Origin of the sequence: Leisingera aquimarina DSM 24565, from assembly GCF_000473165.1 — a bacterium.
Lineage (GTDB): Bacteria > Pseudomonadota > Alphaproteobacteria > Rhodobacterales > Rhodobacteraceae > Leisingera > Leisingera aquimarina.
On sequence record NZ_KI421504.1, the window covers coordinates 1,377,964 to 1,402,348 of the forward strand.

Genomic DNA, 24,385 nt, shown 5'->3' on the forward strand with positions numbered 1-24,385 from the left:
TGAGACAGGGAAAAGTAACATGAAACTGCTGCGGTACCGCGCGGGCGGGGAAGTACGGCCTGGCCTTCTGGACAGCACAGGCGCAGTCCGGGATTTATCGGCGCATGTGCCAGACATCACCGGTGCGGTGCTGGGGGACGAAGCCTTGGCCCGGCTGGCAGCGCTGGACCCGACAGAGTTGCCGCTGGTGGAAGGAAACCTGGAGCTGGCGCCTTGTACCGGACAGACAGGGAAGTTCCTTGGCATCGGCCTCAACTACACCGATCACGCAGAAGAGATGGGTATGGCGCTGCCGGAGCATCCGATCCTGTTTCTCAAGGCGACCTCTTCCATTTGCGGACCGGATGATGACGTGATCCTGCCGCGCGGCTCAATGGCGGCGGATTGGGAGGTCGAGCTGGGCGTTGTGATCGGCACTGCAGCCAAATATGTCACCGAAGAAGATGCATTGAACCATGTGGCGGGGTATTGCGTGGTCAATGATGTGTCCGAGCGCGACTATCAGACCAAGCTGACCGGCCAATGGACCAAGGGCAAGAGCTGCGACACCTTTGGGCCAATCGGTCCCTGGCTGGTGACGCGGGACGAGGTGCCGGATCCGCAGAACCTGTGGCTGACCTGTAATGTGAACGGCGCGCGCCAGCAAGCTGGAACGACGGCCACGATGGTGTTCACCGTGGCACAGATCATCTCGCATCTCAGCCAGCTGATGACCTTGCAGCCGGGCGATGTGATCGCTACCGGCACACCGCCGGGCGTCGGAATGGGGCGCAAGCCGCAGCCGGCCTATCTGCAGCCCGGCGATGTGATGCGGCTGGAGATCGAAGGGCTAGGTGTGCAGACCCAAACGGTGCGGGCTGACGCGTGACGGACCGCAGGCGGGTTCTTCCGGAGCATTCGCAGAATGCGCCTCCCCGGTTGGGCGTGGCGCTGCGCCATGCGCAGCGCGGGCCTGAATTCAGCGGCGCTAAAGCGGAACATACCGAATCTGCCTGGCCGCCCGCGGCCGCGGAAACAAGCGTTCAAGCGCCGCTGCAGAATTGCTTGTACAGCAACGCTATCAATTCTTGTGTGTTGCCGTCAGTCAGGGAATAGAAAACCGTCTTACCTTCCCGCCGCGTGGTAACCAGATCATCTTCACGCAACCGGGCGAGCATTTGGCTCACCGCGGCCTGGCGCATGTTTAAAAGGGCTTCCAGCTCGCCCACAGACTTCTCGCCGGTGCCAAGATGGCATAGGATCATCAGCCGCCCTTCATGGGCAAGTGTTTTGAGGAAAGCCGCCGCTGCGGCGGCGCGTTCCTGCATGTCGATTGGCGTTTCCGGTTTGAAGAGGTCGTTGTTCTGGGCAGGCAATATGCGGCATCCTGGCTGGTCGTATGCCGCATATTGCCTTTATTCTCCGGGTAGAGTCACCCGGGAATTACAGTCTCAGTCCACGATCGGCGGAGAGCCACCGGCAAAGGCGTTGCCATTGGCGTAATCACAGGGCGCTTCTTGCATATTGAGGTGCAAGTCAGTTCCGGTGAACGGGTGGGCACGGGCAAGGTCTTCGTCCACCTCGATGCCCAGTCCCGGTGCCTCTGGCGGGATGACAAATCCGTTCTCTATCCGGATGGATCCCTTGATCAGCTGATCGTGGAAGGGGGTTTCGATGGTTTCCAGCAGCAAAATGTTCGGGATTGAGGCTGCCAAGTGGATGTTGGCCGCCCATTCCACCGGTCCGGCATAAAGATGCGGCGCCATCTGTGCGTTGAACACTTCTGCGATGGCCGCGACCTTCTTCATTTCCCAGATCCCGCCTGCGCGGCCCAAGGCAGGCTGCAGAATCTCGGCTGCACCAGCCCGCAGCACAGCGGCAAATTCCGCCTTTGTGGTCAGTCGTTCACCTGTGGCCACAGGAATGCGCACGTTTCGGGCAACGCGGGCCATGTCTTCGATATTGTCGGGCGGGGTAGGCTCTTCAAACCAGAGCGGGGAATAGGGCTCTATTGCCTGGCCCAGGCGGATGGCACCTGCCGTGCTGAACTGGCCATGGGTGCCAAACAGCAGATCCGCCTTGTCGCCCACCGCATCGCGGATCGCTCTGCAGAAGGCCACCGACATCGAGATGTCCGACATCGCAGGCATATGCCCGCCGCGCATCGTATACGGGCCTGCGGGGTCGAATTTCAGCGCGGTGTAGCCTTCGCTCACCTTTTGTGCTGCGGCCTCGGCAGCCATTTCAGGCGAGGTCCAGAACTCCGTGATGTCCTGATGCGGCAGCGGGTAGAGATAAGTATAGGCGCGGATGCGGTCATTCATCCGCCCGCCAAGCAAGGCATACACCGGGCGGCCGCGGTCCTTGCCCAATATGTCCCAACAGGCGATTTCCAAGCCCGAGAACGCCCCCATCACCGTCAGGTCCGGGCGCTGGGTAAAACCCGAGGAATAGGCGCGGCGGAACATCAGTTCGATGTTTTCCGGATTCTCACCCTCCACGTGGCGCTCGAATACGTCGCGGATCACATGGGTCATCGCATCTGGGCCGACGGATGACGCGTAGCATTCGCCCCAGCCGGTAACACCGGTGTCCGTGGTGACCTTTACCAGAATCCAATAACGCCCGCCCCAGCCAGGGGCAGGTGGGGCGGTTACGATGATATCCAGATCTTGCAGTTTCATAGTCTAGGTCTCCGAATCCTCGGCAAAGGCTGTTAGCTCTTTGTCGATCTCAACAATTGCGGCCTTTGTGCTGGAAAAGGCCAGGTCAGGGGCCTCTGTATCATCCATGAAAACCTCGATCTCGATCTGCACTCGCGACCCGTCAAATGCGCCGTCAACCCGCCAGCGGCGGGTTTCGTCCAACGCCATGTCCTGGATCGCGCCGGTAACGGAAGCGGTGAAACCCGCAGGCAGGCCGAAACGGGGATTGTTGGCCAGCCGGGTCAGGAAAGGGCCGACGCTGCCTGCATCAAAGTTCATCGATGTCTCAGACGTGATCGGCGGAGCCTTCGGGGCCTCGGGTTTGAAGAGATCGGTCAGAAATTTCAGCACGCCTTGCGCTCCGCTTTGAAAGTGTCAGCCGAAGACAATCACATTGCGTTTGGCTGAACCAGTCTTGGTGTCGGCGATGGCCTCGTTGATCTGCTCCAAAGACCAGCGCCCCGAGATCAGCTCGTCCAGTTTCAGGCGGCCCTGCTGGTAGAGATCCACCATCCACGGGATATCGCGCTGGATCACCACGTCCCCCATTTTGGACCCGATCAGCCCCTGGCCCACAGCCGCCAGAACCACCGGTTCGTAGGCAGCCTTGGCACCGGAGTGCGGCATCCCGATCAGCACCGCCTTGCCGCCGCGCGCCAGGTAGCGGGGGGCCTGGTCATAGGCCGGTATGGCGCCAACGGTGATCAGCACCGCATCAGCGCTGCGGCCGCCAAGCGCCTTGTATGCAGACTTCCAGGGTTTTTCTTCGGTGGCGAGAACACCATGGGTGGCGCCGAATTCCTTGGCGATTTCCAGCTTCTCGGGGCTCATATCCACTGCAACGATGCGGCGGGCGCCGGCGATGCGGGCGCCCTGAATGGCATTGAGGCCGACGCCGCCCGCGCCGATCACCACCACATCCTGACCCGCGCGGAGCTGAGCAGCATTGACCACCGCACCCACGCCGGTGATTACCCCGCAGGAGACCAGCGCCGCGACATCCTTGCCCATGTCTTCCGGGATCTTCACGATCTGGCGCTGGTCCACCACGACCTTCTCGGCAAAGGCGCCGCAGGCCATGGCCTGATCCAGCGGCTTGCCGTCGGCGGTTGTCAGCGGGCCGCGCACGGTGTCATGCGGCGTTTCACAAATTACCGGCCTGCCGCTTGCGCAGGAGGGGCAGGTGCCGCAGCTGCGGATCAGGGTCACGACGACCGGGTCGCCGGTCTTGAATCCGGTGATGCCGCTGCCCAGGGCGGTGATCACACCGGCAGCCTCATGCCCGTAGACGGCAGGCAGATGCCCGCCCCAGGCGCCTTCGGCATAGGAAATGTCACTGTGGCAAATGGCGACTGCGTCCAGCGTGACCTCGATCTCGCCCATCCCAGGAGGCGCCAGCTGGACCTCCTCGATTACCAGCGGGGCGCCGAATTCATGGCAGACGGCAGCTTTGATGGTTTGCATGTTCTCTCTCCCCGTTTTCAAACAGGGTGGCGCGGAGGGTGCCCCGCAAGCAAGCCGGAATGCGGCAGCGGCGCGACAGAGCGGTGCTTTTACGCGACGGAAGATTTGCTGCGCAGGAACACTACGCAGCCGACGGCCATCAGAAGCAGCGCCAGCAGGAACGGCGCGCCAGGCATGTAATAACCAGAGCCTTCGCCGGTGAAGCGGGCGAATACTGCTGTCATCATAAGCGGCGACAGGATCATTGCCAGCGCATTCACGGCAGTTATGACACCTTGCAGTTCACCCTGCTGGCTGTCGTCAACCGCTTTGGACATCATCCCTTGCAGCGCCGGTTGGACAACTGCCCCTAGCGCCGAGACCGGGATCAGCAGCATCGCCAATGTGCCATTGGAGATGAAGGCAAGGATGCCAAAGGCGATGAAATCAAACAGCTGCCCCCAGACCACTGTCCGCCGCGCGCCGAACCAGATCACCGTATAGCGCAGCAGCCACCCCTGCACCAACGCCATCGAGATCCCGTAAACCGCCAGCGACAAGCCGATCACTTGCGGTTGCCAGCTGAAGCGTTCCAGCGTGAAATAGGCCCAGATTGCAGGGTAGACATAGATCGCAACAGAATAGAGGAAATAGACCCACAACAGCGGTTTGATGCCTGGAATGCGCGCGACCGCACGAAAGGCGCCGAACGGGTTGGCGCGGCGCCATTCAAAGGGGCGGCGGTTCTTGTCCTGAACCGTTTCGCCCATCACAAACCAGCCGAGCGCGAAATTCGCCAGCACCAGAACCGCAGCGGCATAGAATGGCGCCCGGGTGCCCAGTTCGCCCAGCAGCCCGCCTGTCAGCGGACCAAGTACAAATCCGGCACCAAAGGCAGCACCCAGCAGGCCGAAATTGGCGGCCTTCTTTTCCGCTGGTGAGATGTCAGCGATGTACGCCCCTGCCGTTGAATGGGTTGCGGCGGTGATACCGCCCAGGACGCGGCCCAAAAGCAGCAGCCACATGGTGCCGGCAAGAGCCATGATCAGGTAATCCAGCGCCATCACAAACAACGAGACCAGCAGCACGGGCCTGCGTCCGACCGCGTCGGACAGGCTCCCGAGGATCGGGCTGAACAGGAATTGCATCACCGCAAAAACGGTGCTGAGCACGCCCCCCCAAACCGCCGCCTGCGCCAGCGAGCCGCCCTGTACCTCGGTGATCAGGCCGGGCATCACCGGCATAATCAGCCCAATGCCCATGGCATCAATCATCACAGTCGCCAGGACAAAGACAAGAGCCTGGCGGTTACGGCTCTTTGTCCCGCCATCATCGTCGTTTTCTGCTGACAGAGCGGGCAATCCTGCTTTCCTTAGCGGTTTCTATTCGCCGCCCAGTTCTTCCGCCTTCCTGGCAAATTGCAAGGCGTCCCACGGCGCCTGGCCCATTTGCCGCGCCGGATCAAACAGGGCCGCCGCGTCCAGACCGGGATGGTCCCGCGCAACCAACTCCTGCAGCGAATTTTGTGTCGATTGGGCTTCTTGGCACAACATCTTGACTGCATCCTGCGCATCGGGCCGCGGCATTTCAGCAGCCAGGGCGAAACTCAGCGCCTCGGCGTGGATCATACCCAGCCCGTCCGACAGTGAGGATGCCATGGCCGCCGCATTGGGTGCGAGACCGGCGCAAAGCGCCTTGCCGGCCATTGCCGCACTGGCTGCACCCAATACAATCTGAGGCAGACACATCCATTCGGTGAACCAGGCGGCTCCGTCGCGCTGATGCCGCTGCATCGAGGCGCCCTGCAGGACGGAAAGCAAACCGCTGCCCTGCCGTGCCAACGCCACCAGCACCGAAGGTGCCACCGGGTTCTGCTTCTGCGGCATGGTCGAGGAGGCGCCTGCACCGCCCAGATAAACCTCCCCGATACCGCTTTGCACCAGTGCGATGCAGTCATCGCCGAGCTTGCCAAGGGAGAGGTTCACCCGCACCAGCCAGTTCGCAATCTGCAAGACCGGTGTGCGGTCAGTATGCCAGCTGCACCCGGGATCGCTTAGCGCTAGCCCCTTGGCCACGGCTGCGCGCACTTCCGCCCCTTGCGGCCCCAAGGCAGATGAGGTTCCCGCAGCTCCCGACAGAGACACCAGCAGGCAGCTCCGGCGCAGGCCGGGCAGTTCCTCCAGCAGCCCCAGAAGCGGGGCGCCCCAGCCCGCCGCAACCGCGCCGAAACTGGTAGGGGTAGCGTGCTGGCCATATGTGCGGGCGGCCATGGGCAGCTCCGCATGTGTTTTGGACAATACGCCAAGGGCTTTCACACTTGCGGTCAAATCCTTTTCCACCAACGCCAGCACTTGGCGCAGCCGCAGCATCAGCGCGCTGTCCATGATGTCTTGCGAGGTGGCGCCCCAATGCACGTACTGCGCATGTTCCGGCGCCTTCATCTCTTCCCGGAAGGCGGCCACCAGCCCCGGCACCGGCACGCCGTTCTGCCCAGTCGGCCGCTTCAGAACGCCGGGGTCGACAGCGATTTCCACCACTGCCCGGCCGATTGCTGCAGCGCTCTCCTGCGGGATCACCCCGGCCACGCCCTGGGCCTTGGCCAGAGCACCTTCCACCAGCAGCATGGCGCGCACCTCTGCGCTGTCAGAGAACAGGCGGCTGGCCTCGCCGCTGCTGAAGAGATCACTGTAAATCTGGCTGTCAAAGACGGAACCTGCCATCAGAAATCCTTTGCAGTCTGCCCGATCAGATCGGCGAGCCCCTCGGGGTCCGCAAAGAAGGGCGAATGGGATGTTTGCATGTCATAGACTCGCTGCGGCGGCAGTTGCGCAGCCATTTGCGCCTGGTATTCTGGAGGGATCACCCGGTCGCCAGAGCAGCGGATATAGGTCTTGGGCACGCTCTTGAACCGTTCAGTCAGCTGGACTGGCGTGTCCTGAGGCTGGATCGGTTGCAGGCAGAGGTTTTGCAGAGCAAAGCGCACCGCCTCCGCCGGGCAATCGTGATAGAACAGGTGCGGCGCGGTATCGGACAGGAACCTGTAGCCTGTGCCGGCCGGGTTCTTGGCGGTTGCCCCGAACAGCGTTTGCCGCGGTCCGGCCTTGCGCATATCGATCAGGGAGCTGCCGCTGACAGGGATGTAGGCGCAGAGATAGATCAATCCGCGCAGGTTTTCCGGGGCGGCCTCAGCCGCGGCGGAAATGGGAAAACCGCCCCAGGAATGCCCCAGCACAAGGGTGTTCGGAGTGGAGGCTGCTGTGATGGCTTCAGCCGTTTCTGCCAAAGTGACGCTTGCCGGATCCCGGCCGTCGCTATGGCCGGGCAGGGTCATAGCCCGGGCGCTGTGGCCGCGGGCTTTCAGCGCCGGGATCACGTCGCGCCAGCACCAGGCGCCATGGCAGGATCCATGGATCAGAAGAACCTCAGCCAATGTGCCCGGTCTCTTGCAGGAAAGCGGTCAGGTGCTCAGCGTATTCCTCAGGCTGCTCGACGCAAGGGATATGGCCTGCACGGCGGATCAGGTGGAACCGGCTGCCGGGGATCAGATCGACCGTCTCGCGCACCAAATCGGGCGGGGTGGCGCCATCCTCCGATCCCGAGATGCCAAGGCAGGGAAGCCGTAGACCGCTGGTAGGCGTATAGAAATCTGTGCCCGCAATTGCCGCGCAGCAGCCGGCATAGCCATCGCGGGACTGTTGAACCAGCATGTTGTGCCAAAGCTGCAGTTGAGGCGACGCGCGAAAGCCGCGGGAGAACCAGCGCTCCATCACGGCATCGGCCAGTGCGCCGATACCCTGCGCTTGCACAATCTGCACGCGATTTTCCCACATCTCTGCTGTGCCGATCTTGGCCGCGGTGTTCGACAGCACCAGCGCCCGGATCTGGTCCAGCCGCTTCACTGCCAGCCCTTGCGCAATCATGCCGCCAATCGACAGCCCTACGAAAACACAATCGCGCACTTCCAGAAAATCCAGCAACCGTTCTGCATCGCGCACCAGCGAGCCCATCGAATAGGGGGCTGGCGGGCAAGACGACAGCCCATGGCCGCGCTTGTCATAGCGGATAGCGCGCAGGCCCGCTGGCAGCAGGTCCACTACCGCATCCCAAACCCTGAGGTCTGTGCCCAGCGAATTGGCAAAGACGATGGGCGGGCCATCCGCGTCGCCGTCAATGCGGTAGTGAAGCTGGACATCGCCCAGGTCTGCGATCTGCATGGAGTGCCTCATTGCTGTTCCGCGGCAGTCTACCTGCGCCGGGGCGGCGAGGTAAACCAACCTCTGGCCGCAGGCGGTGAATTTTCTTGAGTAAGAAAATTGGCCGGAAAAATCGGATTTTTCCGGTGCTCCTCAGCTGCGCAGCTCCATATGGGCCAGGATCTGCCCATGGTCTGATGCTAGCTTGTTATAGGGCGCCTCCGGGTGACTGCCGTCGGTCAGATGATCGTTGAATACACTGTAGTACTGCATCTCCCCCAGCGCGCCGTGCCAGGCGGGGTCGAAATGGCGCGACATGTAGATCTGGTCGATGCTTTCATGCACTCCGCCAAAAGCGGTGGTGTAGACCACATCACGCAAGCTCTTCTTCAGGAACATTTTCTCAGCCGGGCGCAGCCGCACCCGGTCGATGGCTTCGTGAATCTGCCTGTCTTCTTCTTCGCTGTAGCGGTCACCGCTGTGCCGGGCATCATGGCGCAGCATCCAGGCGTAGTTCTTGAATGGCGCCTCACCCGAGATGATTTCGCTGCTGACCGCGTTTTCGCCGTCATTGAAATCCCCCAGCACCATCACCGGGTGGCCCTGTTCCAACTCGTCCAGCACCGCACGGCGCAGCACCCAGGCTTCCCCCATCCGCCGCAACGCTGCGCGCAAGGACCCCAGGGCACGGCCCGCGGCGTCATATGCCGTCAGCACGGATTCCGGAGCGTAAGACGCCCCTTGCGGGGTGATGAATTCACCCAGCTTCGACTTTAAATGGCAGTTGAAGACCGTGATGACCAAATTGCCAACCGGCACGCGCACTTTCAGAATCGGACGCGACAGGCGGCGCAGGGTATAGAATCCAGCGTCGTCATCTTCGCCCAGGCAAGCCATCGGAATGTCCAGCGGCTGAGCCAGCTCCTGGATCACCTCTGCCTCGCCTTGGAAGCCGAACCGCGACAGCACGGCGAGCCCCGGGCGCCGCTTTCCAGGCTCACCTGTGTCATTGACGTTCGGGGCAAAGGCCAGCGCGGCTCCGGCATAAGACCCATAGGCCAGTTTCTGAAAAATCGCCTTGCGGTGGTAGCGCTTAGAGGGGTCGGGGATACTGGCTGCATTTGCTTCCGCCCCGCGCCGGTCAGCCTCGGCAATAACCTGGCGCAGCGGAGCTTCTTCAAAGATCTCTTGAAATCCAAGGATATCGGCATTCAGCGTCAGCAGCTGATCCGCCATCCAATCAGCCTTCCACGCATATTCCTCGGGCGTGTAGCTTTGAAAACGGTAGTATTCCCGCTCGGGTCCTATCAGATTTTTGACGTTGAACGAGGCGATGGTGAAACGTGTCATGAACGGCCCCCCTGGCTGCCGCACGGACTTCCGTGCGGTCAGAGTTCAAGCATAGCGTGACAGCGCTTCCTGGAACAGCGCTGCATCCACATTGCCGCCTGTGGCGACTGCAATCACGGCTTCGCCGCCGATCTTGTCAGGGCGGAACAAGGCGGCGGCCAACGATGCAGCCCCACCGGGTTCTAGGACGATCTTAAGCCGCAAAAAGGCCAACGCCATCGCCCGCATCGCTTCTTCTTCGGTGATGACCAGGCCCGGCCCGCACAGGCGGCTGAGGATGGGGAAGGTGATCTCACCCGGCTGCGGGGTCAGGATCGCGTCGCAGATCGAGCCGGATTGGCTGGGATTCTGCCGGATTTCACCAGCGGCCAGCGAACGGGTGACGTCATCAAATCCTTCCGGTTCCACCGGGCGCACCCGCAGGTCCGGTGCGCGCGCCTCAAGGGCCAGAGCGATCCCCGACGACAATCCGCCGCCGCCGCAGTTGACCAGAATATCCGCCCTTGTGATGCCTTCGGCAGCGGCCTGTTCCGCAATCTCCAACCCGCAGGTGCCCTGACCGGCAATGACCAGCGGTTCGTCGTAGGGTTTGATCAGAGCCAGCCCGCGTTCCCCAGCTTGCCGGGCGCCAACGGCTTCGCGGCTTTCCCCGCCGACGCGGTCGTACAGCACAACCTCAGCGCCCAGATCACGGGTGTTCTGGATTTTCAGCTGCGGCGCATCAGCGGGCATCACGATCACAGCAGGCGCTTTGTGCGCTTTGGCTGCCGCGGCCACGCCTTGCGCATGGTTGCCGCTGGAATAGGCAAGCACACCCCGCGCGCGGGCCTCGCTTGGCAGCGCCGATACCGCGGACCAGCCGCCGCGGAACTTGAAGGATCCGGTGTGCTGCAGGCATTCGGCCTTCACAAACACACGGCGCCCGGCGATTTCGTCCAGAAACGGCGAAGAAAGCATCGGAGTAAGACGGGCATGGCCCTTCAGCCGCGCTGCCGCAGCTTCAATCATAGCAATTGAGGTCATTTGATCTGCCCCAGAACTGAATGGATAAGGCCGAGCGCCTCCGGCTCATCCAGAAAGGGCACATGGCCTCGGTTTGGAACTTCCACGGCTTGCAGCGCGGGCAGGCGGTGCTGCATTTCCGTATAGGTTCCGGCGCTCAAAATGTCCGAGTTTGCACCGCGGATCACCCCGCTGGGCAGGCCTTCCAGCGCCAGAAACAAGGGCCAGAGGTCCGGTGCCGGGCCCGCCTCTGCTTGTGCCAGCGGCGCGTCCCGCAGGCGCGGATCATAGCGCAGGCTGAGCCCGTCGGCGTCTTCATCGTAGAATGCCTCGGCTTCCTCGCGCCAGCGTGCAGCGGGGACGCCGGGAAAGGCTGGCGCCATCAGGGCAGCAAGCGCTTCTGCGGCCTGTGCATGTGTCTTTGCAGCCGGGCGTCGGCCAACGTAGTCCATGATCCGGGCACTGCCGCCTGCGGGGATCTCCGGGCCCACATCGTTCAAGACCACCGCTGCAAGCCGGTCTTTGGCGATGGCAGCCAGTGTCATCGCCACCAATCCGCCGCGCGAAGTGCCAAGAATGGCAGTGCGGTCCAATCCCAAATGATCCAGCAGCTCCAGCACATCCTGCGCTTCGCGCAGAACATTGTAGGTCATGAAATCCGGATCATGATCCGACTGTCCCCGTCCGCGGGCGTCCAGAGCGATCATCCGGCAGCCTGTGGCATGAGGCGCAAAGTAGCGAAAATCGCGGCTGTCCCGGGTCAGGCCCGCCAAGCACAGCAGCGGCACACCCTCCCCGGCATCGGAGTAATGCAGCTGCAACCCGTCTGAGGTTTCAAAAAACGGCATGTGTGAACGTTTATCCCTTGGCCAGATCGGGAATTGTGGTGAGGTCCGGCAGGATATGCGCCGGCTTCCAGGGCAGCCTGTCAACAGGCTCGCCCGCCCGGTTGACCCAGGCGGTGACAAACCCGTAGCCGGATGCCCCGGCCGCGTCCCAGCCGTTGGAGGAGACAAACAACACCTCTTCGCGGGCGCAATTGAACCGGGCACCAACCAGATCGTAGACGCGGGCGTCGGGCTTGAAGATGCCGACGCTCTCCACCGACAGCACGCCGTCCAGCACATCGCCCAGCCCGGCTGATTGTACTGCACCGTGCAGCATGGCAGGGGATCCATTGGACAGGATTGCGGTGTTCATGCCGGCGGACTTCAGCGTGTTCAGCATTGCGGGCACTTCCGGATAGGCCTGCAGCTGCCAGTAAAGATCGAGCAACCGCTGGCGCAAAGCGGCATCCGCTGCCAGCCCGGCCGCCTCCATCGCCCAATCAAGCCCATCCTGCGTCACATCCCAGAAATCGGCATGGGCATTGGTGATCGCCCGCAGCCAGGTGTATTGAAGCTGCTTCAGCCGCCAGTGATTGGCCAGCTCCGCCCAGCTGTCCTGCAGATGCGGAAACTCCGGTTCGCTGGCGGCCTGCCGCGCCGCAGCGGCCACATCGAACAAGGTTCCGTAGGCGTCAAAGATACAGGTGGTAATTGGCATGGGGCTCTCCATTTGCCGAAGCGTTGCACGAAGTCCTGGGCGGGCAAAGCGGGAAATTGTACCCATACGGGTTTACATCACGTCCGCGGGCGCTAGGCTGCGCCCCTTTATGAACCCGCAACCAATTGGAGGTCATATGACCGGGGTAAAGAACGGCGACACCGTGCGCATCCATTACACAGGCAAGCTGACGGATGGCACCGTTTTCGACAGTTCCGAAGGCCGTGATCCGCTGGAGTTCACCGTCGGTGCGGGTCATGTGATTGCGGGCATGGATGCGGGGCTTGAAGGCATGGCCGTGGGGGAGAATAAGACGCTGGATATCCCGTGCGCCGAGGCATATGGCCCGATCAGCCCCGCTGCGCGCCAGGAGATCCCCCGCGAGGGCATCCCCGAGGATATCCCGCTGGAACTGGGTACTCAGCTGCAGATGCAAAGCCCGGACGGTCAAGTGCTGCCGGTGACCGTGGTCGAGGTCGGCGACGAGACTGTCACTTTGGATGCCAATCATTTCCTGGCGGGCAAAGATCTGATTTTCGACATCGAGCTGGTCTCGGTATCCTGACGTTTTGTCTGCGGGCAGGCGGCACTCCCGCGCCCGCAGGTTCCCCGGCTGCGCCGGAAAACGTCCAACGGAAGCCGGCTTTGCCAGAAGCCCGGCGACGGGCGGGAGTGTGCCGGATCAAAGGCTAATCGGTTCCGCACGTGAGCTTTCGGCAGGTTGACGCTACAGAGCGGTGAACACACAAAAAAGGCGCCTCTCAGGCGCCTTTTTCTACATGCCAGCGTTGCCGGGCGGCTTACAAGTAATCTTGTTGCGGCATTCCTAGCACGTGGAAACCGCCATCGACCCGGATAATTTCACCGGTCGTGCAAGCGCCTGCATCGGACGCAAGGTAAACCGCGGTGCCGCCCACCGCCTCCAGCGTGGCGTTGTCGCGCATTGGCGCGTTCTGGGCCGTGTGCTTGAAGGTCTTGCGCGCACCGCCGATGGCGGCTCCGGCCAGCGTCTTCATCGGTCCAGGCGAAATTGCGTTCACCCGGATACTTTCGGGGCCCAGGTCATTGGCCAGGTAGCGGGTCGCCGATTCCAGCGCTGCCTTGGCCACGCCCATCACATTGTAGTTCGGCACCACCTGGTTCGATCCTTGATAGGTCAGCGTCAGCAGGGTGCCGCCGTTTTCCTTCATCAGCGGATACGCCCGGCGCGCCACTTCGATGAAGGAATAGGCAGAGATATCCAGCGAGTTCTTGAAGTTCGCCCGGCTGGTGTCCAGGAATCGGCCCGTAAGCTCGGACTTGTCCGAATAAGCAATTGCATGCACCACAAAATCGATCGCGGGCCAGCGGCCGCCAAGCTGTTCAAATGCTGCATCCAGCGAGGCGTCGTCTGTCACATCCACATCGACCATGAAATCCGAGCCGACGCTTTGCGCCAGCGGTTCCAACCGCTTGCCAAAGGCTTCGCCCTGATAGGTAAAGGCCAGCTCAGCCCCGGCTTCCGCCATGGCTTTGGCAATGCCCCAGGCGATGGAGCGGTCATTGGCAACGCCCATAATCAGGCCGCGTTTGCCGGTCAGCAGTCCCGCCATCGTCACTTATCCCTTGTATCTGCTCAGAACCATCGAGCCATTGGTGCCGCCAAAGCCGAAGCTGTTGGTCATCACCGAGTCGAGGCCTGCGTTTTCCACCAGTGCAGTGGCAATCTCGCCAGGCTGAATGCCTTCGGCGAGGGTGTCGACATTGATCGACGGCGTGATGAAATCATTGTCCAGCATCAACAGGCAAAAGATCGCCTCCAGAGCGCCGGCAGCGCCCTGGGCGTGGCCGGTCATCGACTTGGTCGAGGAAATCGGCGGCACCTGGCCTTCGCCGAATACGCGGCGGGCCGCCTCGACCTCACCGACGTCGCCGACAGGGGTCGAGGTGCCATGCGCATTGATGTAATCCACCTTGCGGCCTTCAGGCAGGGTCGACAGCGCCAGGCGCATCGCCCGCTCGCCACCTTCACCAGAGGGCGCCACCATGTCGTGGCCGTCGGACGTGGCGGCAAAGCCGGTCACTTCCGCGTAGATCTTCGCACCGCGGGCCAGCGCGTGGTCCAGATCTTCCAGCACCACTATGCCGCCGCCGCCGGAGATCACAAACCCGTCGCGGTCCTGATCGAAGGCGCGGCTGGCTGCGGTGGGGGCGTCGTTTTTCTTAGAGGACATCGCGCCCATGGCGTCGAACAGACAGGACAGGGTCCAGTCCAGTTCCTCGCCGCCGCCGGCAAACATCACGTCCTGCTTACCCATCATGATCTGCTCAGACGCATTGCCGATGCAATGCAGCGAGGTCGAGCAGGCCGAGGTGATTGAATAATTGATGCCCTTGATCTTGAACGCTGTCGCCAGATTGGCGGAAATGGTCGAAGACATGCATTTTGGCACAGCAAACGGGCCGATCCGCTTGGTAGCGCCGGTCTTTGCGACGACCTGATGCGCTGCCAGCATGGCCGAGGTTGACGGGCCGCCCGAGCCTGCCACCAGGCCGGTGCGCTCGTTTACGACCTGATCTTCCGAGAGACCTGCATCGGCAATCGCCTGGCTCATCGCGATATGGGCATAAGCCGCACCTGGTCCCATGAAACGCAAGGTGCGCTTGTCCACATGTTCCGCGGTGTCGATCTTCAGCGTGCCGGCCACCTGGCTGCGAAAGCCGTGCTCAGCCATTTCGGGGCTGGCTTCAATGCCGGATTTGCCGGCTTTCAACGAGGCGGTGACCTCTTCAGCATTGTTCCCGATGGAGGACACAATCCCCAAACCGGTGACGACGACGCGACGCATAGGCGTACTCCTTGGATTAGATCAAAGGGAAAAAGGGTCAGCTTTCGTCTGCCAGCCCGACCTTCATGTCCTTGACCTGATAGATTTCTTCACCATCCGCCAGCACGCGGCCATTGGCAACGCCAAGCTTGAGCTTGCGGTCAATGACACGGGTGAAATCCACGAAATAGGTGAGCATTTTACGGTCGGGTTTGACCATGCCCTTCAGCTTGACCTCGCCAACACCCATGGCCATGCCCTTGCCGGTCATGCCGCGCCAGCCCAGATTGAAGCCGGTCAGCTGCCACAACCCGTCCAAACCCAAGCAACCGGGCATAATCGGGTTGCCGGGGAAATGGCAGTCAAAGAACCACAGGTCCGGAGTAATGTCGAATTCTGCAATAACATGGCCTTTGCCGAATTCGCCGCCGTCCGCACTGATGTCTGTAATACGGTCCATCATCAGCATCGGCGGGGCCGGCAGCTGGGCGTTGCCCGGCCCAAACAGCTCGCCCCGCGCGCATTTCAGCAAATCGTCCTTGTCAAAGCTGCTCGGGTAATCGGCCATTCGGGCGTATCTCCTGCCTAGGGTCTGGTCTATAAGTATATCTGGCCTCCTGTAACACCCGGCCAAAGGGTCCCGCAAGGGGACCCCGCGTCACTTCCTGCGCTGAATGTGCCACATGCACGCAAGAAACACCTGCCTAGCTGCGAATGAATTTCATTTGAAAAACCCTGGGTGTTGCTCCTATATATACGGTCAGCAACGCGATGCAGGATCTGCTCATGACGCCAAACAGCGAAGACACAGCCACACGCTGGCTGACAGAGGCCGGGCTAAGGCCCACCCGGCAGCGGGTGGCGCTTGCCGAATTGCTGGTCGGCGACGGCAAACACCGCCATATCACTGCCGAAAGCCTGTTCGAGTCGGCCAAGAAAAAAGGCGCCGCTGTATCGCTGGCCACTGTCTATAATACTCTGCGCGCCTTTTGCGACGCCGGCGTGCTGCAAGAGATCCCGCTGGACGGCTCCAAAAGCTATTTCGACACCAACACCCATGATCATCCGCATTTCTTTTGGGAGGATGAGGGCCGCGTCAGCGACGCGCCCGCACAGGAACTGGTGATTCACAAACTGCCGGAGGCGCCGGAAGGGATGGAGATCGCCTCAGTCGATGTGGTGATCCGCCTGCGCAAGGTCTGATCTGCCGGCATTGAGCACTGTGCGCAGAATTTCACGTGCCTTAAAGGCCGGCGAAGCGTCCGGCAATTGCGTATGCGTCGCAAGAATAACCGGCTCCTCTGCGGCTTGGTCTATGATCCGTACAGCGCACAGTGGTTTGCCATCATAACTCCTCCCGCCAGGCGGCAGGCTGTAGCTGATGCCGACCCCTTCGCCATTGGCCGTCAAGCTGCGCAGAAGCTCTAGCGAATCTGCCCGGTGTGCAATCTGCGGCACCAGTCCCTGCGCCTTGAACAGCCCCAGCATGTGCTGCACCGACAGCCCCTCCTGCGACAACACCAGCGGATGCAACGTCACCTCTGCCAGGGAAAGATGGCTGCGCTCCGCCAGCGGATGTTCAGGCGGCACCAGTGCATGAGGCGAAAACCGGTCCAGCTCCACCCGGCTGAACCCGGCATCCAAACCCAGGTCATAGGTAATGGCCAGATCCGCCTCACCCTCGGTCAGCGCGGTGATCAGCGGCTCGAACCCGCAGGCGCGGTGTCTGATCTCCACTCCAGGCAAGGCCTTGCGCAAGGCCTTCAGTGCGGGGGCCAGCAGGAACGGCGCAAGGTCCGAGAAACAGACCAGCATAAGCCGTTGCTGCCCGGAACCGGCCCCTTCAGGGCCTTCCAGGCGCTTGGCTCGATCCAGCAGTTTCTGCGCCTGTGCTGCGAAATACCGGCCCTGCGGTGTCAATGCCAGCGCCGCGCCGCGGCGGCGCAGGAACAGTGCATGGCCCAAGCGATCTTCGATCCGGCTGAGGGCTGCAGACAGGGCAGGCTGGCTTACATGCACAGCCTCAGCCGCTGCTGACAGGCTGCCATGCTGCGCCACAGCGCAGACGTACTCATAGTGACGCAATGTGATATATAACATGAAGTGAAGGGTATATTAGGGAGATATGATTTGAAACTATGCCCTTTGACCGGCAGGAATAACGCATCAGAATTGCATCATTCACCAGCGGAGGCAGCAATGGTTCACCCCCTTATCACCCAGGAACATGTCGAACAGTTTCAGCGCGACGGTGTTGTCCTGATCCGCGGCCTTTTTGCCGAACAGGTCGAGCTGCTGCGCGCCGGGGTTGCTGCCAATATGGATAATCCGGGACCCTATGCGTCCAACAACGAAAAGGCAGGCCAGACCGGGCGGTTCTTTGACGATTACTGCAACTGGACCCGCATCCCCGAGTTCCAGCAGGCGATCGAACAATCGCCAGCGGACGAAGTCGCCGCTGACCTGATGAAATCCACGTCGGTGCAAATGTTCCACGACCATGTTCTGGTCAAGGAACCGGGCACCTCAATGCCGACCCCGTGGCATCAGGACGGGCCTTATTACTTTGTTGAGGGGCAGCAGACCATCAGCTTCTGGTCGCCGCTTGATGAGGTGAAGGAAGCCGCATTGCGCTGCGTCGCAGGTTCACACAAATGGGAGAAGGAAGTGCTGCCAACCCGTTGGGTCTCCGAGGAGGACTTCTTTGCGGACGAAGGGCAGTATATGCCTGTTCCTGATCCTGACGCCGAAGGCATGACCGTAGTCGAATATCCGATGCAACCGGGTGATGCGATCGCCTTTAACTACAAGACACTGCACGGATCCCGCGGCAACACCTCAACTGCGCGCCGCCGTGCGTTTTCGCTTCGGCTGGTGGGCGATGATGCACGCTATGTTGAACGTCCCGGCCCCACATCGCCGCCATTCCCGGGTCACGAAATGCAGCCCGGCCAGCGGCTGCGTGAGGATTGGTTTCCGGTCCTGCTGCAGCGGTAACAGGGGAGGGGGCTTTGCCCTCTCAGGCCTGACGGCCTTCATCCCAGGGTATTTCTGACCAGAAAGAAGCAGAAGCGGGCAGCCTTGGTTGCGCGCTTATTTTTTCAGATCACGGCGGATGCCCATGTTTTCGGCGTTGGAAAACGAACAGGTTTTGCAGATGCTGAACTGTTTGAGGAAGCCGCGCTTGCGAGCGCGGGCGGCCTCGTCCGAACGGTAGGCGGCGAGAAAGCCGTCCTGCTCAACATTGGGCAGCTGGATCACCTGGTCATAGTCGATACAGCACAGGCCCAGGTCGCCGTTCCAGAACACCACCGACTGAAACAGCGGCACCGTGCACATCGCATGGCTGGTGTGGCGCGGGTGGCGCCGCAATTCCTTTTGGCGGGGCAGGAAATGCGCAAACTCTCGTTTCTGGTCGGCAGATGTGTAAGAGCCGATCGAGAATGTTTTGAACCGCACCCGGTCAAAACCCGCCTCCTTTGCCCAGCCTTCCATCTCGTCCATCTGAGGCTCGGAATAACTGGTCAGCAATGTTTGCAGCACTGTGACCGGTGTCTTGAAGCCCAGCTCCCTTTTGATGTTCAGGAACTCTTCGATGCTGGCTTTTACCTTATCGAAGTCGGAATTGACCCGGTAGGTTTCCTGAGCCTCCTTTGAGAATCCGTCCATGCAGAGGTTTACGCGGGCAAGGCCCGAGCGGATCAGGCGCTCGCTCATCTGCGGGGTCAGCCGGGTGGCATTGGTCGACAGATACGTGTCATGGCCGTTTTCATGCGCGTAGGCGATGAAATCGGGCAGATCCCTGTGCAGGGTCGGCTCGCCCGAAAAGCTGAAATAGATTGCGGGTTTTTCCGGCTGGTCCTTGAAATCGTCGATGATTTTGCGGAACACGTTCGGTTTCATCATGCCGCGTTTGCGCTGCATGGCAAAGGTGACAGGGCACACCGGGCAGCGCAGGTTGCAGCTGTTGGTGGCGTCGATGATGATGATCTTTGGCGGCCGCCGGAAATACGCCAGCGGCAGCAACCGGGCCAGCAGATGCAGCGCCCGTTCATGCAGCCCCGGCGGTTTGGCGGGCAGGTCGGGCTGCGCTGTTTCCGGCTTCAGGTCCGGAACGGGGGCTAGATCTTTCATGCGTTGGCCTCAATATGCTGCGTACAGGACCCACCTTAAGGGCCGGGAGAGGCGAGGCAAGCCTTTGCGGGGTCACATTGCGTGAGTATTATGTGAGCCGCCAAGCAGAAAAGCTGCACCCGGCTTGCCTGGGAAACAGCCTGCGAACAGGCACTGGCAGTCGCATTGCGTTTGAAAACGGAAATCCCCTGATACGACCGCCGCTTTTGGACAAGATTGCAGCTTTCGAAAAGAGTCAGCTGGGCGCCATAAACGGCTTCAATACGCTGATAGCCAAGCACGGACTGGGGGCCGCAGGCCCGGCAATGCGGACATGTCAGAAAGGGAGAGAAATCGGTGACCCAATCCAATCGCACGTCCGGGAGCGGATCCCTGCGCCAGCCAATGACACCGGTGGAGCGTCTGAATAGAGTAACCGAAGACGCCATGTGCATCGGTTGCGGCCTGTGCCAGTCTGTGGCGGGGCCGGACACGGTGCGGATGGAGCTGTTGGAGACCGGCTATGAACGCCCGGTGGTGCGGGGGGCGCTGACTCACGAAGCAGTTGACCGGATCCTGGACCTGTGCCCCGGCACCCGTGTGGAAGGGCTGCCGGAGACGGAGCTGACCGGAACCACCCGCCACGATCTGGTCTGGGGGTCCTATCAGCACATGGCGCTGGCCTATGCTGCGGATCCGGAGGTGCGGCACAAAGGCGCGACAGGCGGTGTGCTCACCGCGCTGGGGATGTTCCTTGTGGAGACCGGCGAAGTTGATTTCATCCTGCACGCTAAGGCGTCGGACCGGGTGCCGGCCTTCGGCGACCGGGCAGTGTCAGAAACTGCGGCAGATGTGCTGGCTGCCGCCGGGTCCCGCTATGGCCCTACTGCACCGCTGATCGATGTGCTGGAGCAGTTGGACAAGGGCCGCCCCTTTGCCTTTGCCGGCAAGCCTTGCGATGTGGCGGCGCTGCGCAATCTGGCGCGGGCGGATGCGCGGGTGAATGCCTTGGTGAAATACATGCTTACGCCGGTCTGCGGCGGCTTCATGCCGCCTCAGGGCATGTCCCGTTTTCTGCAGCAGGACCTTGGCATTGATCCGTCGCAAGTCACCGGCTTGCGCTACCGCGGCCACGGCTGCCCTGGGCCGACGCGCGTCGAGATGGCGGACGGCACTGTGGTTGAGAAGCGCTACACCGATTTCTGGGGCACGGATGAGAGCGCCTGGGTGCTGCCCTTCCGCTGCAAGGTTTGCCCGGACGGTATCGGAGAGGCTGCTGACATCGCCGCCGCCGACACCTGGCCCGGCGGCTCACCCGACCCGGAGACTGAGGATGATGACCCGGGCACCAATGCCATCGTTGTGCGCAGTGCGCGCGGTGCGGATCTGGTTCGCCGCGCGGTTGAGGCTGGCTATCTGACGGTGGGCGCAGAGGTGGATCCGCGCTATATGGACAGCGTTCAGCCGCATCAGCGCAACAAGAAATTCGCAGCTGGCGCCCGCCACGAGGGCCTGCGCGCCGAAGGCAAGACGGTGCCGCGCACTGCCCGCCTGCGGCTGGATGCGCTGATGCAGGATCTGGGTCCGGAGCAGGCCGCTGCACAGCGCGACGGCACGCGCGTTCGTGTGTGCGCCGGAAAGGCCTCCGAGCCTGCGCCAAAACTTGCGGATTGATCTTGAGCTTCGGGATATGTGCCTCCGGCGGGGCTCGCCGGAGCGGCAGCTTTCCGGGGGTTATTTCGAGAAACTCATAGGCAGGTTGAAGCTGATTTGATTTATCTGCAGCTTTTTCGGCGCCGATGGGAATTTGCCGGCCCGGGTGACGGCTTGCAGGGCCGCCTGATCAAAGGCTGCGATGCCCGAGGACCTGGCAACCCGGTGGCTCAGCAGCTGGCCTGATCGGGAGACGGTAAGGCGCACCACAACCTGGCCTTTGCCGCTGGCGCCGGCGGGGTAGCGTTTACGCCGTTCCACACGGGCGCGGATCTTGGCGCCCCAGATACTGCGCAGCTTGGCCCGGCGGCCGGACTCTGCCGTTGCCGCCTGTGCTCCGCCGGATTGCCCGGCCTGAGCGCCGCCGCCCGATCCTGCGGCCCTTTGTTCAGCCCGCCCGGCCGAGGTCTGTTCGGATTTACGGGCCTGCTGCGGCTGTGGTTCGGGCGCCGGTTTGTGTTGTGGTTCCGGCTTCGGCTCTGGTTTCCGGGGCTTTGGCGGTGGCGGTGGCGGCGGCGCGGTTTCGATTTGCAGATTATCCGCCCTTGCCGGCGCGAGTATTGCAATCTGTGCTGCGGCCCGCGGTGCCTGGTCAAGGGCTAGATGCGGCAGGGAAGGGAGGTTGGCCGACGGCAACGGTTCAACGCTTTGGGCTGCGATCCGGGGGGAGGTCTGCGGCGGCTGCTCCCAGGCTTCGGCCATTTCTGCTACAGCATCGGGCGCTGCCTGTATCGACACCATCGCAGTGCCGCCGGCGCCGCTCGATTGCGCGCCGGAACTTGGCACGCGGGCAAACAGCGCCACATGGATCAACACGGCGATGCCGGCAAAAACGGTGAGTTCGACAGCACGTTTCATGGCTGTCGGACCACCAATTCAGCCTGGCTGAGGCCTGCTGCCGCCAGCTGGCGCAGAATGCGGGCCAGGGCTTTTGCCTCCAGCCGGGCGTCGGCGCGCAATTGCAGAACCGGGTTGCCGCCGCTGACCGCCGCCAGCCGCGTCAGGGCTTCGCCGTCTTCGGCCCCATCGAAATGCATCCGGCCTTCGGCGTTGATGTAAAGCACAGGAGCTGCTTCTGGTTCCGCCTCAATTGCTGCGTCCGGCGGCGTCACCTCAAACGGGGCAGGCAGCGCCAAGCGTGAGGTCATTAGAAAAAAGATCAGCAGCAGGAACACCACATTGATCATCGGCACGATGGATTCAGTCCGCGGACGGCGGGGCGCTTCTGTCAGGTCCATGCGCGTCTCCTTACTCCACCAGCACAAAATTGCTGTAGCCCGCCTGCCGCAGCCGCCCGGTCACATCAGTGATGCGCTGCAGGTCGGCGCCGTCACGGCCGCGCAGCACCAGCATATCGGAGGGTTTCTCCATCAGCGGTGCCAGTGCCTGGGTCAGGTTGCTGTCTGCCACCGGAACGCCATTCACATCCAGATTTCCCGCACCGATCCCAACCAGCCGCGGCGGCCCGGAATAGCTGCCGCCCTGCGCAGCCAACGGCAATTGCAGCACCGCATCTGTGCCAAAGCGCGACGCAAGCATGAAGAACACCAAGAGCAGAAACACCACGTCGATCATGGGCGTCAGGCTTGGCTTGCGCCGCGGCTTCAGGGTTTCAGTGAATTCCATGGCTCTACTCGGCCGCGAGTTTCAGCGGCTGCGGATTATGGGCGATAAAGATACGGGCAGCACTGTCTTCAATATCGCGGCGGATACGGGTGATCACCGCTTCGAACCAGGTGAGCGCGGCAGAGGCGGGGATCGCCACTGCCATGCCTGCGGCAGTGGTCAGCAACGCCTCCCAGATGCCGCCCGCCAGCAGCGCGGGGTCCGCCTTGGAGCCGGCCGCTTGCAACGCCTGGAAGGCGGCAATCATGCCCAGAACGGTGCCCAGCAGGCCCAGAAGCGGGGCGATGGTGGCAATCAGCTCAAGCGCGCCAAGACCGGTGGCAGCGCTGGCGAGATGCAGCTTGGCCACCCTGGCGGTTTCCTCGCGGGCGCGGTCCTCGGGCAGGGCAGCGGCAGCGGTCAGCGCTGCGCTGACGACTTTGGAGCGCACCCCGATCCGGTTGTTGAGGATGGATTGGGCCGCGGTGAGGTCCCCGCGTTCAAAGGCTTGCACGGCCTGTCCTGCCTTGCCGCGCGACCAGGCGCCGATCAGCGCCAGGCGCCAGATCTTCCACAGAATCAGAGCCATTGTAATCACCGACAAGACGGCGATCGCCCAGATTGAAGGGCCGCCATCGCGCAAGAACTTCAATGCTTTGGATGAAGCGTCACGTGCCACCTGTGCCAGTTCATCCTGACTCGCGGGAAGGTCTGCAGGCGGCACCGGGCCAGCCTCGGATGCCGTCACCGGTTTTTTGGTTTCCTCCGGCACTTCAAGCCCCGGTGCGCTGGCTGGAAGTTGAGGCACAGAGGCCCCGGGCGCGTCCAATGCAATTTCCGGCACCGTCGCGGCAGGGGTTTCCTGGGCTGCCGCCCAGGCCGCGGTCAGCATCAAAAATGCCGCCAGCGCTGCAAAGAAACGAATGGTCATTACTGGCTCCAATATGCTGCGATGTAACTGGTTTTCGGATCTGCCCGCTCTGCCTTGAGCGCCGCGCGCACATGTTGGGCCTCTCCCTTTTCACAGGCAAACCAGAGGAAGTACCCAGGGTACTGCCCGCGCTCCGCCAGCGCGCGCTCGGCAAGGTTCCCGCTGCCGTCCCGGCTGAGCCACGTTACCTCGATGCCGTCAGGCGCCGGAACCGGATAGCCGCAGCTCTCGCCGCCGTCGGCCAGGAGGGTGGCCTTGCCCAGGCTGTCTGCGGGCAGGCTTTCCAGAATGCGCGCCGCGGCGGGCAGAGCGGTTTCGTTGGCATAGGTCAGGATGCGCGAGGTTTCGGGAATGCCGCCGCCGGTGCCGGCAATGGCCAGCAGATCGCCTACGGCGGCCTGCCGGACCCACCCGGTGCCGCGGCCGCCATCGTGCACGAAGACATCAAATTCCATCTCGCCTGTCTTCTGGCAGATCCAGCGGGTGGTATAGACCGGCCGGTGCAGCGCCTTGTCCTCTTTGGGCCAAGGTGTTGCGCCGTTTTCGCCAAGGCGCGGCCATTCGGGGGTCTGGCAGGCGGCGGTTGGCAGCAGCAGGCGGAAATGGAGGGCATCTTCCTGAAATCCCGAGAGATCCCCGCCCTGCACCCGCACCCGCAGAAAACAGCGGCCAACCGGAACAACAGACAGGACGGTGGTGAAATGCACATTCGGCGGCAGCGTCCCGGCGGCGCCGGTCCCGCTCCAGCGCAAGTTGTTAGCGGCCTCCGGCTGCAGCAGTTTCAGCTGTTCGGCGAACCCTTCTTTCAGCATGAACAGACGGTCGTGCATGGCCGCAGACACGGTGATTTCAGCCCTGCCATCGCACAGCTCAAAATGGTAGTGGCCGTATCCGGGCACATCAACGGTGACCCGCTCCGGGCTGTCTTCCAGCCTAGGCATTCCATATTCCTGGGCCTGCAGCAGTATCATTCGGCGCAACGCAGCGGGGGTATTCCCG

General features: G+C 62.2%; 27 protein-coding genes. 5 read left to right on the forward strand and 22 right to left on the reverse strand.

The window, feature by feature from the left end; all coding sequences use genetic code 11:
* Nucleotides 1-19: 19 nt before the first annotated feature.
* A complete protein-coding gene (locus AQUI_RS0110860; RefSeq protein ID WP_027257548.1) occupies nt 20-868 on the forward strand; it encodes a fumarylacetoacetate hydrolase family protein in 849 nt (282 codons plus the stop codon).
* Nucleotides 869-1,022: 154 nt separating this feature from the next.
* Here the strand turns inward: AQUI_RS0110860 and AQUI_RS0110865 are convergent, their stop codons facing one another.
* From AQUI_RS0110865 to AQUI_RS0110920, 12 genes are all read right to left on the reverse strand, one after another.
* Entirely contained in the window at nt 1,023-1,307 is a 285-nt protein-coding gene (locus AQUI_RS0110865; RefSeq protein WP_027257549.1) for an ArsR/SmtB family transcription factor, read from the reverse strand.
* A 123-nt stretch (nt 1,308-1,430) separates the two neighbouring features.
* Nucleotides 1,431-2,663: a mandelate racemase/muconate lactonizing enzyme family protein gene (locus tag AQUI_RS0110870; protein WP_027257550.1), complete on the reverse strand. Its 1,233-nt coding sequence runs from the start codon at nt 2,661-2,663 to the stop codon at nt 1,431-1,433.
* A 3-nt stretch (nt 2,664-2,666) separates the two neighbouring features.
* Entirely contained in the window at nt 2,667-3,035 is a 369-nt protein-coding gene (locus AQUI_RS0110875) for a hypothetical protein (RefSeq protein WP_027257551.1), read from the reverse strand.
* A gap of 24 nt (nt 3,036-3,059) precedes the next feature.
* Complete coding sequence (locus AQUI_RS0110880; protein ID WP_027257552.1) at nt 3,060-4,148, reverse strand: Zn-dependent alcohol dehydrogenase; 1,089 nt, start codon at nt 4,146-4,148, stop codon at nt 3,060-3,062.
* 89 nt (nt 4,149-4,237) lie between these two features.
* Nucleotides 4,238-5,401: a TCR/Tet family MFS transporter gene (locus AQUI_RS0110885; RefSeq protein ID WP_051372006.1), complete on the reverse strand. Its 1,164-nt coding sequence runs from the start codon at nt 5,399-5,401 to the stop codon at nt 4,238-4,240.
* Between the two features lie 108 nt (nt 5,402-5,509).
* Entirely contained in the window at nt 5,510-6,847 is a 1,338-nt protein-coding gene (locus AQUI_RS0110890; protein ID WP_027257554.1) for a class-II fumarase/aspartase family protein, read from the reverse strand.
* On the reverse strand, nt 6,847-7,557 hold the full coding sequence (locus tag AQUI_RS0110895) for an alpha/beta fold hydrolase (protein ID WP_027257555.1): 711 nt from the start codon (nt 7,555-7,557) through the stop codon (nt 6,847-6,849). The genes AQUI_RS0110890 and AQUI_RS0110895 overlap by 1 nt, the downstream gene beginning before the upstream one ends.
* On the reverse strand, nt 7,550-8,341 hold the full coding sequence (pcaD, locus tag AQUI_RS0110900; protein ID WP_027257556.1) for a 3-oxoadipate enol-lactonase: 792 nt from the start codon (nt 8,339-8,341) through the stop codon (nt 7,550-7,552). Before pcaD ends, AQUI_RS0110895 begins: the two co-directional genes overlap by 8 nt.
* A 132-nt stretch (nt 8,342-8,473) precedes the next feature.
* Nucleotides 8,474-9,670: an endonuclease/exonuclease/phosphatase family protein gene (locus AQUI_RS0110905; RefSeq protein ID WP_027257557.1), complete on the reverse strand. Its 1,197-nt coding sequence runs from the start codon at nt 9,668-9,670 to the stop codon at nt 8,474-8,476.
* 45 nt (nt 9,671-9,715) lie between these two features.
* Nucleotides 9,716-10,693, reverse strand: coding sequence for a threonine ammonia-lyase (locus AQUI_RS0110910; protein WP_027257558.1), 978 nt, complete (start codon nt 10,691-10,693; stop codon nt 9,716-9,718).
* Complete coding sequence (locus tag AQUI_RS0110915) at nt 10,690-11,520, reverse strand: alpha/beta fold hydrolase (RefSeq protein WP_027257559.1); 831 nt, start codon at nt 11,518-11,520, stop codon at nt 10,690-10,692. The genes AQUI_RS0110910 and AQUI_RS0110915 overlap by 4 nt, the downstream gene beginning before the upstream one ends.
* 10 nt (nt 11,521-11,530) lie before the next feature.
* The gene (locus AQUI_RS0110920; protein WP_027257560.1) at nt 11,531-12,217 is read right to left on the reverse strand and encodes a haloacid dehalogenase type II; all 687 of its coding nucleotides are present in this window, start codon (nt 12,215-12,217) and stop codon (nt 11,531-11,533) included.
* A 136-nt stretch (nt 12,218-12,353) separates the two neighbouring features.
* On the opposite strand from AQUI_RS0110920, the gene AQUI_RS0110925 reads away from it, so the two are divergent.
* Complete coding sequence (locus tag AQUI_RS0110925) at nt 12,354-12,782, forward strand: FKBP-type peptidyl-prolyl cis-trans isomerase (protein WP_027257561.1); 429 nt, start codon at nt 12,354-12,356, stop codon at nt 12,780-12,782.
* Between the two features lie 235 nt (nt 12,783-13,017).
* Here AQUI_RS0110925 and AQUI_RS0110930 read toward each other — a convergent pair whose 3' ends face one another.
* The 3 genes from AQUI_RS0110930 to fabA are packed head-to-tail and all read right to left on the reverse strand — an operon-like array spanning nt 13,018 to nt 15,592.
* A complete protein-coding gene (locus tag AQUI_RS0110930; protein WP_027257562.1) occupies nt 13,018-13,809 on the reverse strand; it encodes an enoyl-ACP reductase FabI in 792 nt (263 codons plus the stop codon).
* Nucleotides 13,810-13,815: 6 nt separating this feature from the next.
* Nucleotides 13,816-15,045, reverse strand: coding sequence for a beta-ketoacyl-ACP synthase I (gene fabB, locus AQUI_RS0110935; RefSeq protein WP_027257563.1), 1,230 nt, complete (start codon nt 15,043-15,045; stop codon nt 13,816-13,818).
* 37 nt (nt 15,046-15,082) lie between these two features.
* Entirely contained in the window at nt 15,083-15,592 is a 510-nt protein-coding gene (fabA, locus tag AQUI_RS0110940) for a bifunctional 3-hydroxydecanoyl-ACP dehydratase/trans-2-decenoyl-ACP isomerase (RefSeq protein WP_027257564.1), read from the reverse strand.
* Between the two features lie 218 nt (nt 15,593-15,810).
* On the opposite strand from fabA, the gene irrA reads away from it, so the two are divergent.
* Nucleotides 15,811-16,227, forward strand: coding sequence for an iron response transcriptional regulator IrrA (gene irrA / locus AQUI_RS0110945; RefSeq protein ID WP_027257565.1), 417 nt, complete (start codon nt 15,811-15,813; stop codon nt 16,225-16,227).
* Here irrA and AQUI_RS0110950 read toward each other — a convergent pair.
* Nucleotides 16,192-17,124, reverse strand: a complete 933-nt coding sequence (locus tag AQUI_RS0110950; protein ID WP_027257566.1) for a LysR family transcriptional regulator — start codon at nt 17,122-17,124, stop codon at nt 16,192-16,194. The genes irrA and AQUI_RS0110950 overlap by 36 nt on opposite strands.
* 99 nt (nt 17,125-17,223) lie before the next feature.
* Here AQUI_RS0110950 and AQUI_RS0110955 point away from each other — a divergent pair, with 99 nt between their 5' ends.
* Entirely contained in the window at nt 17,224-18,021 is a 798-nt protein-coding gene (locus AQUI_RS0110955; RefSeq protein ID WP_027257567.1) for a phytanoyl-CoA dioxygenase family protein, read from the forward strand.
* A gap of 96 nt (nt 18,022-18,117) precedes the next feature.
* Here the strand turns inward: AQUI_RS0110955 and AQUI_RS0110960 are convergent, their stop codons facing one another.
* Nucleotides 18,118-19,158, reverse strand: coding sequence for a radical SAM/SPASM domain-containing protein (locus AQUI_RS0110960; RefSeq protein WP_027257568.1), 1,041 nt, complete (start codon nt 19,156-19,158; stop codon nt 18,118-18,120).
* Nucleotides 19,159-19,494: 336 nt separating this feature from the next.
* Here AQUI_RS0110960 and AQUI_RS27610 point away from each other — a divergent pair, with 336 nt between their 5' ends.
* The gene (locus AQUI_RS27610) at nt 19,495-20,811 is read left to right on the forward strand and encodes a Coenzyme F420 hydrogenase/dehydrogenase, beta subunit C-terminal domain (RefSeq protein ID WP_156916805.1); all 1,317 of its coding nucleotides are present in this window, start codon (nt 19,495-19,497) and stop codon (nt 20,809-20,811) included.
* 60 nt (nt 20,812-20,871) lie between these two features.
* On the opposite strand, the gene AQUI_RS0110970 is transcribed toward AQUI_RS27610, so the two are convergent.
* The 5 genes from AQUI_RS0110970 to AQUI_RS0110990 are packed head-to-tail and all read right to left on the reverse strand — an operon-like array spanning nt 20,872 to nt 24,327.
* Nucleotides 20,872-21,708, reverse strand: coding sequence for an energy transducer TonB (locus tag AQUI_RS0110970; RefSeq protein ID WP_027257569.1), 837 nt, complete (start codon nt 21,706-21,708; stop codon nt 20,872-20,874).
* Nucleotides 21,705-22,088 (reverse strand): ExbD/TolR family protein, encoded by a 384-nt coding sequence (locus AQUI_RS0110975; RefSeq protein WP_027257570.1) that lies wholly within the window; start codon nt 22,086-22,088, stop codon nt 21,705-21,707. The genes AQUI_RS0110970 and AQUI_RS0110975 overlap by 4 nt, the downstream gene beginning before the upstream one ends.
* Nucleotides 22,089-22,098: 10 nt before the next feature.
* Entirely contained in the window at nt 22,099-22,476 is a 378-nt protein-coding gene (locus AQUI_RS0110980) for an ExbD/TolR family protein (RefSeq protein ID WP_027257571.1), read from the reverse strand.
* Nucleotides 22,477-22,480: 4 nt separating this feature from the next.
* Nucleotides 22,481-23,386: a MotA/TolQ/ExbB proton channel family protein gene (locus tag AQUI_RS0110985; RefSeq protein WP_027257572.1), complete on the reverse strand. Its 906-nt coding sequence runs from the start codon at nt 23,384-23,386 to the stop codon at nt 22,481-22,483.
* Nucleotides 23,386-24,327, reverse strand: a complete 942-nt coding sequence (locus AQUI_RS0110990) for a siderophore-interacting protein (RefSeq protein ID WP_245596903.1) — start codon at nt 24,325-24,327, stop codon at nt 23,386-23,388. Before AQUI_RS0110990 ends, AQUI_RS0110985 begins: the two co-directional genes overlap by 1 nt.
* Between the last annotated feature and the right edge of the window lie 58 nt (nt 24,328-24,385).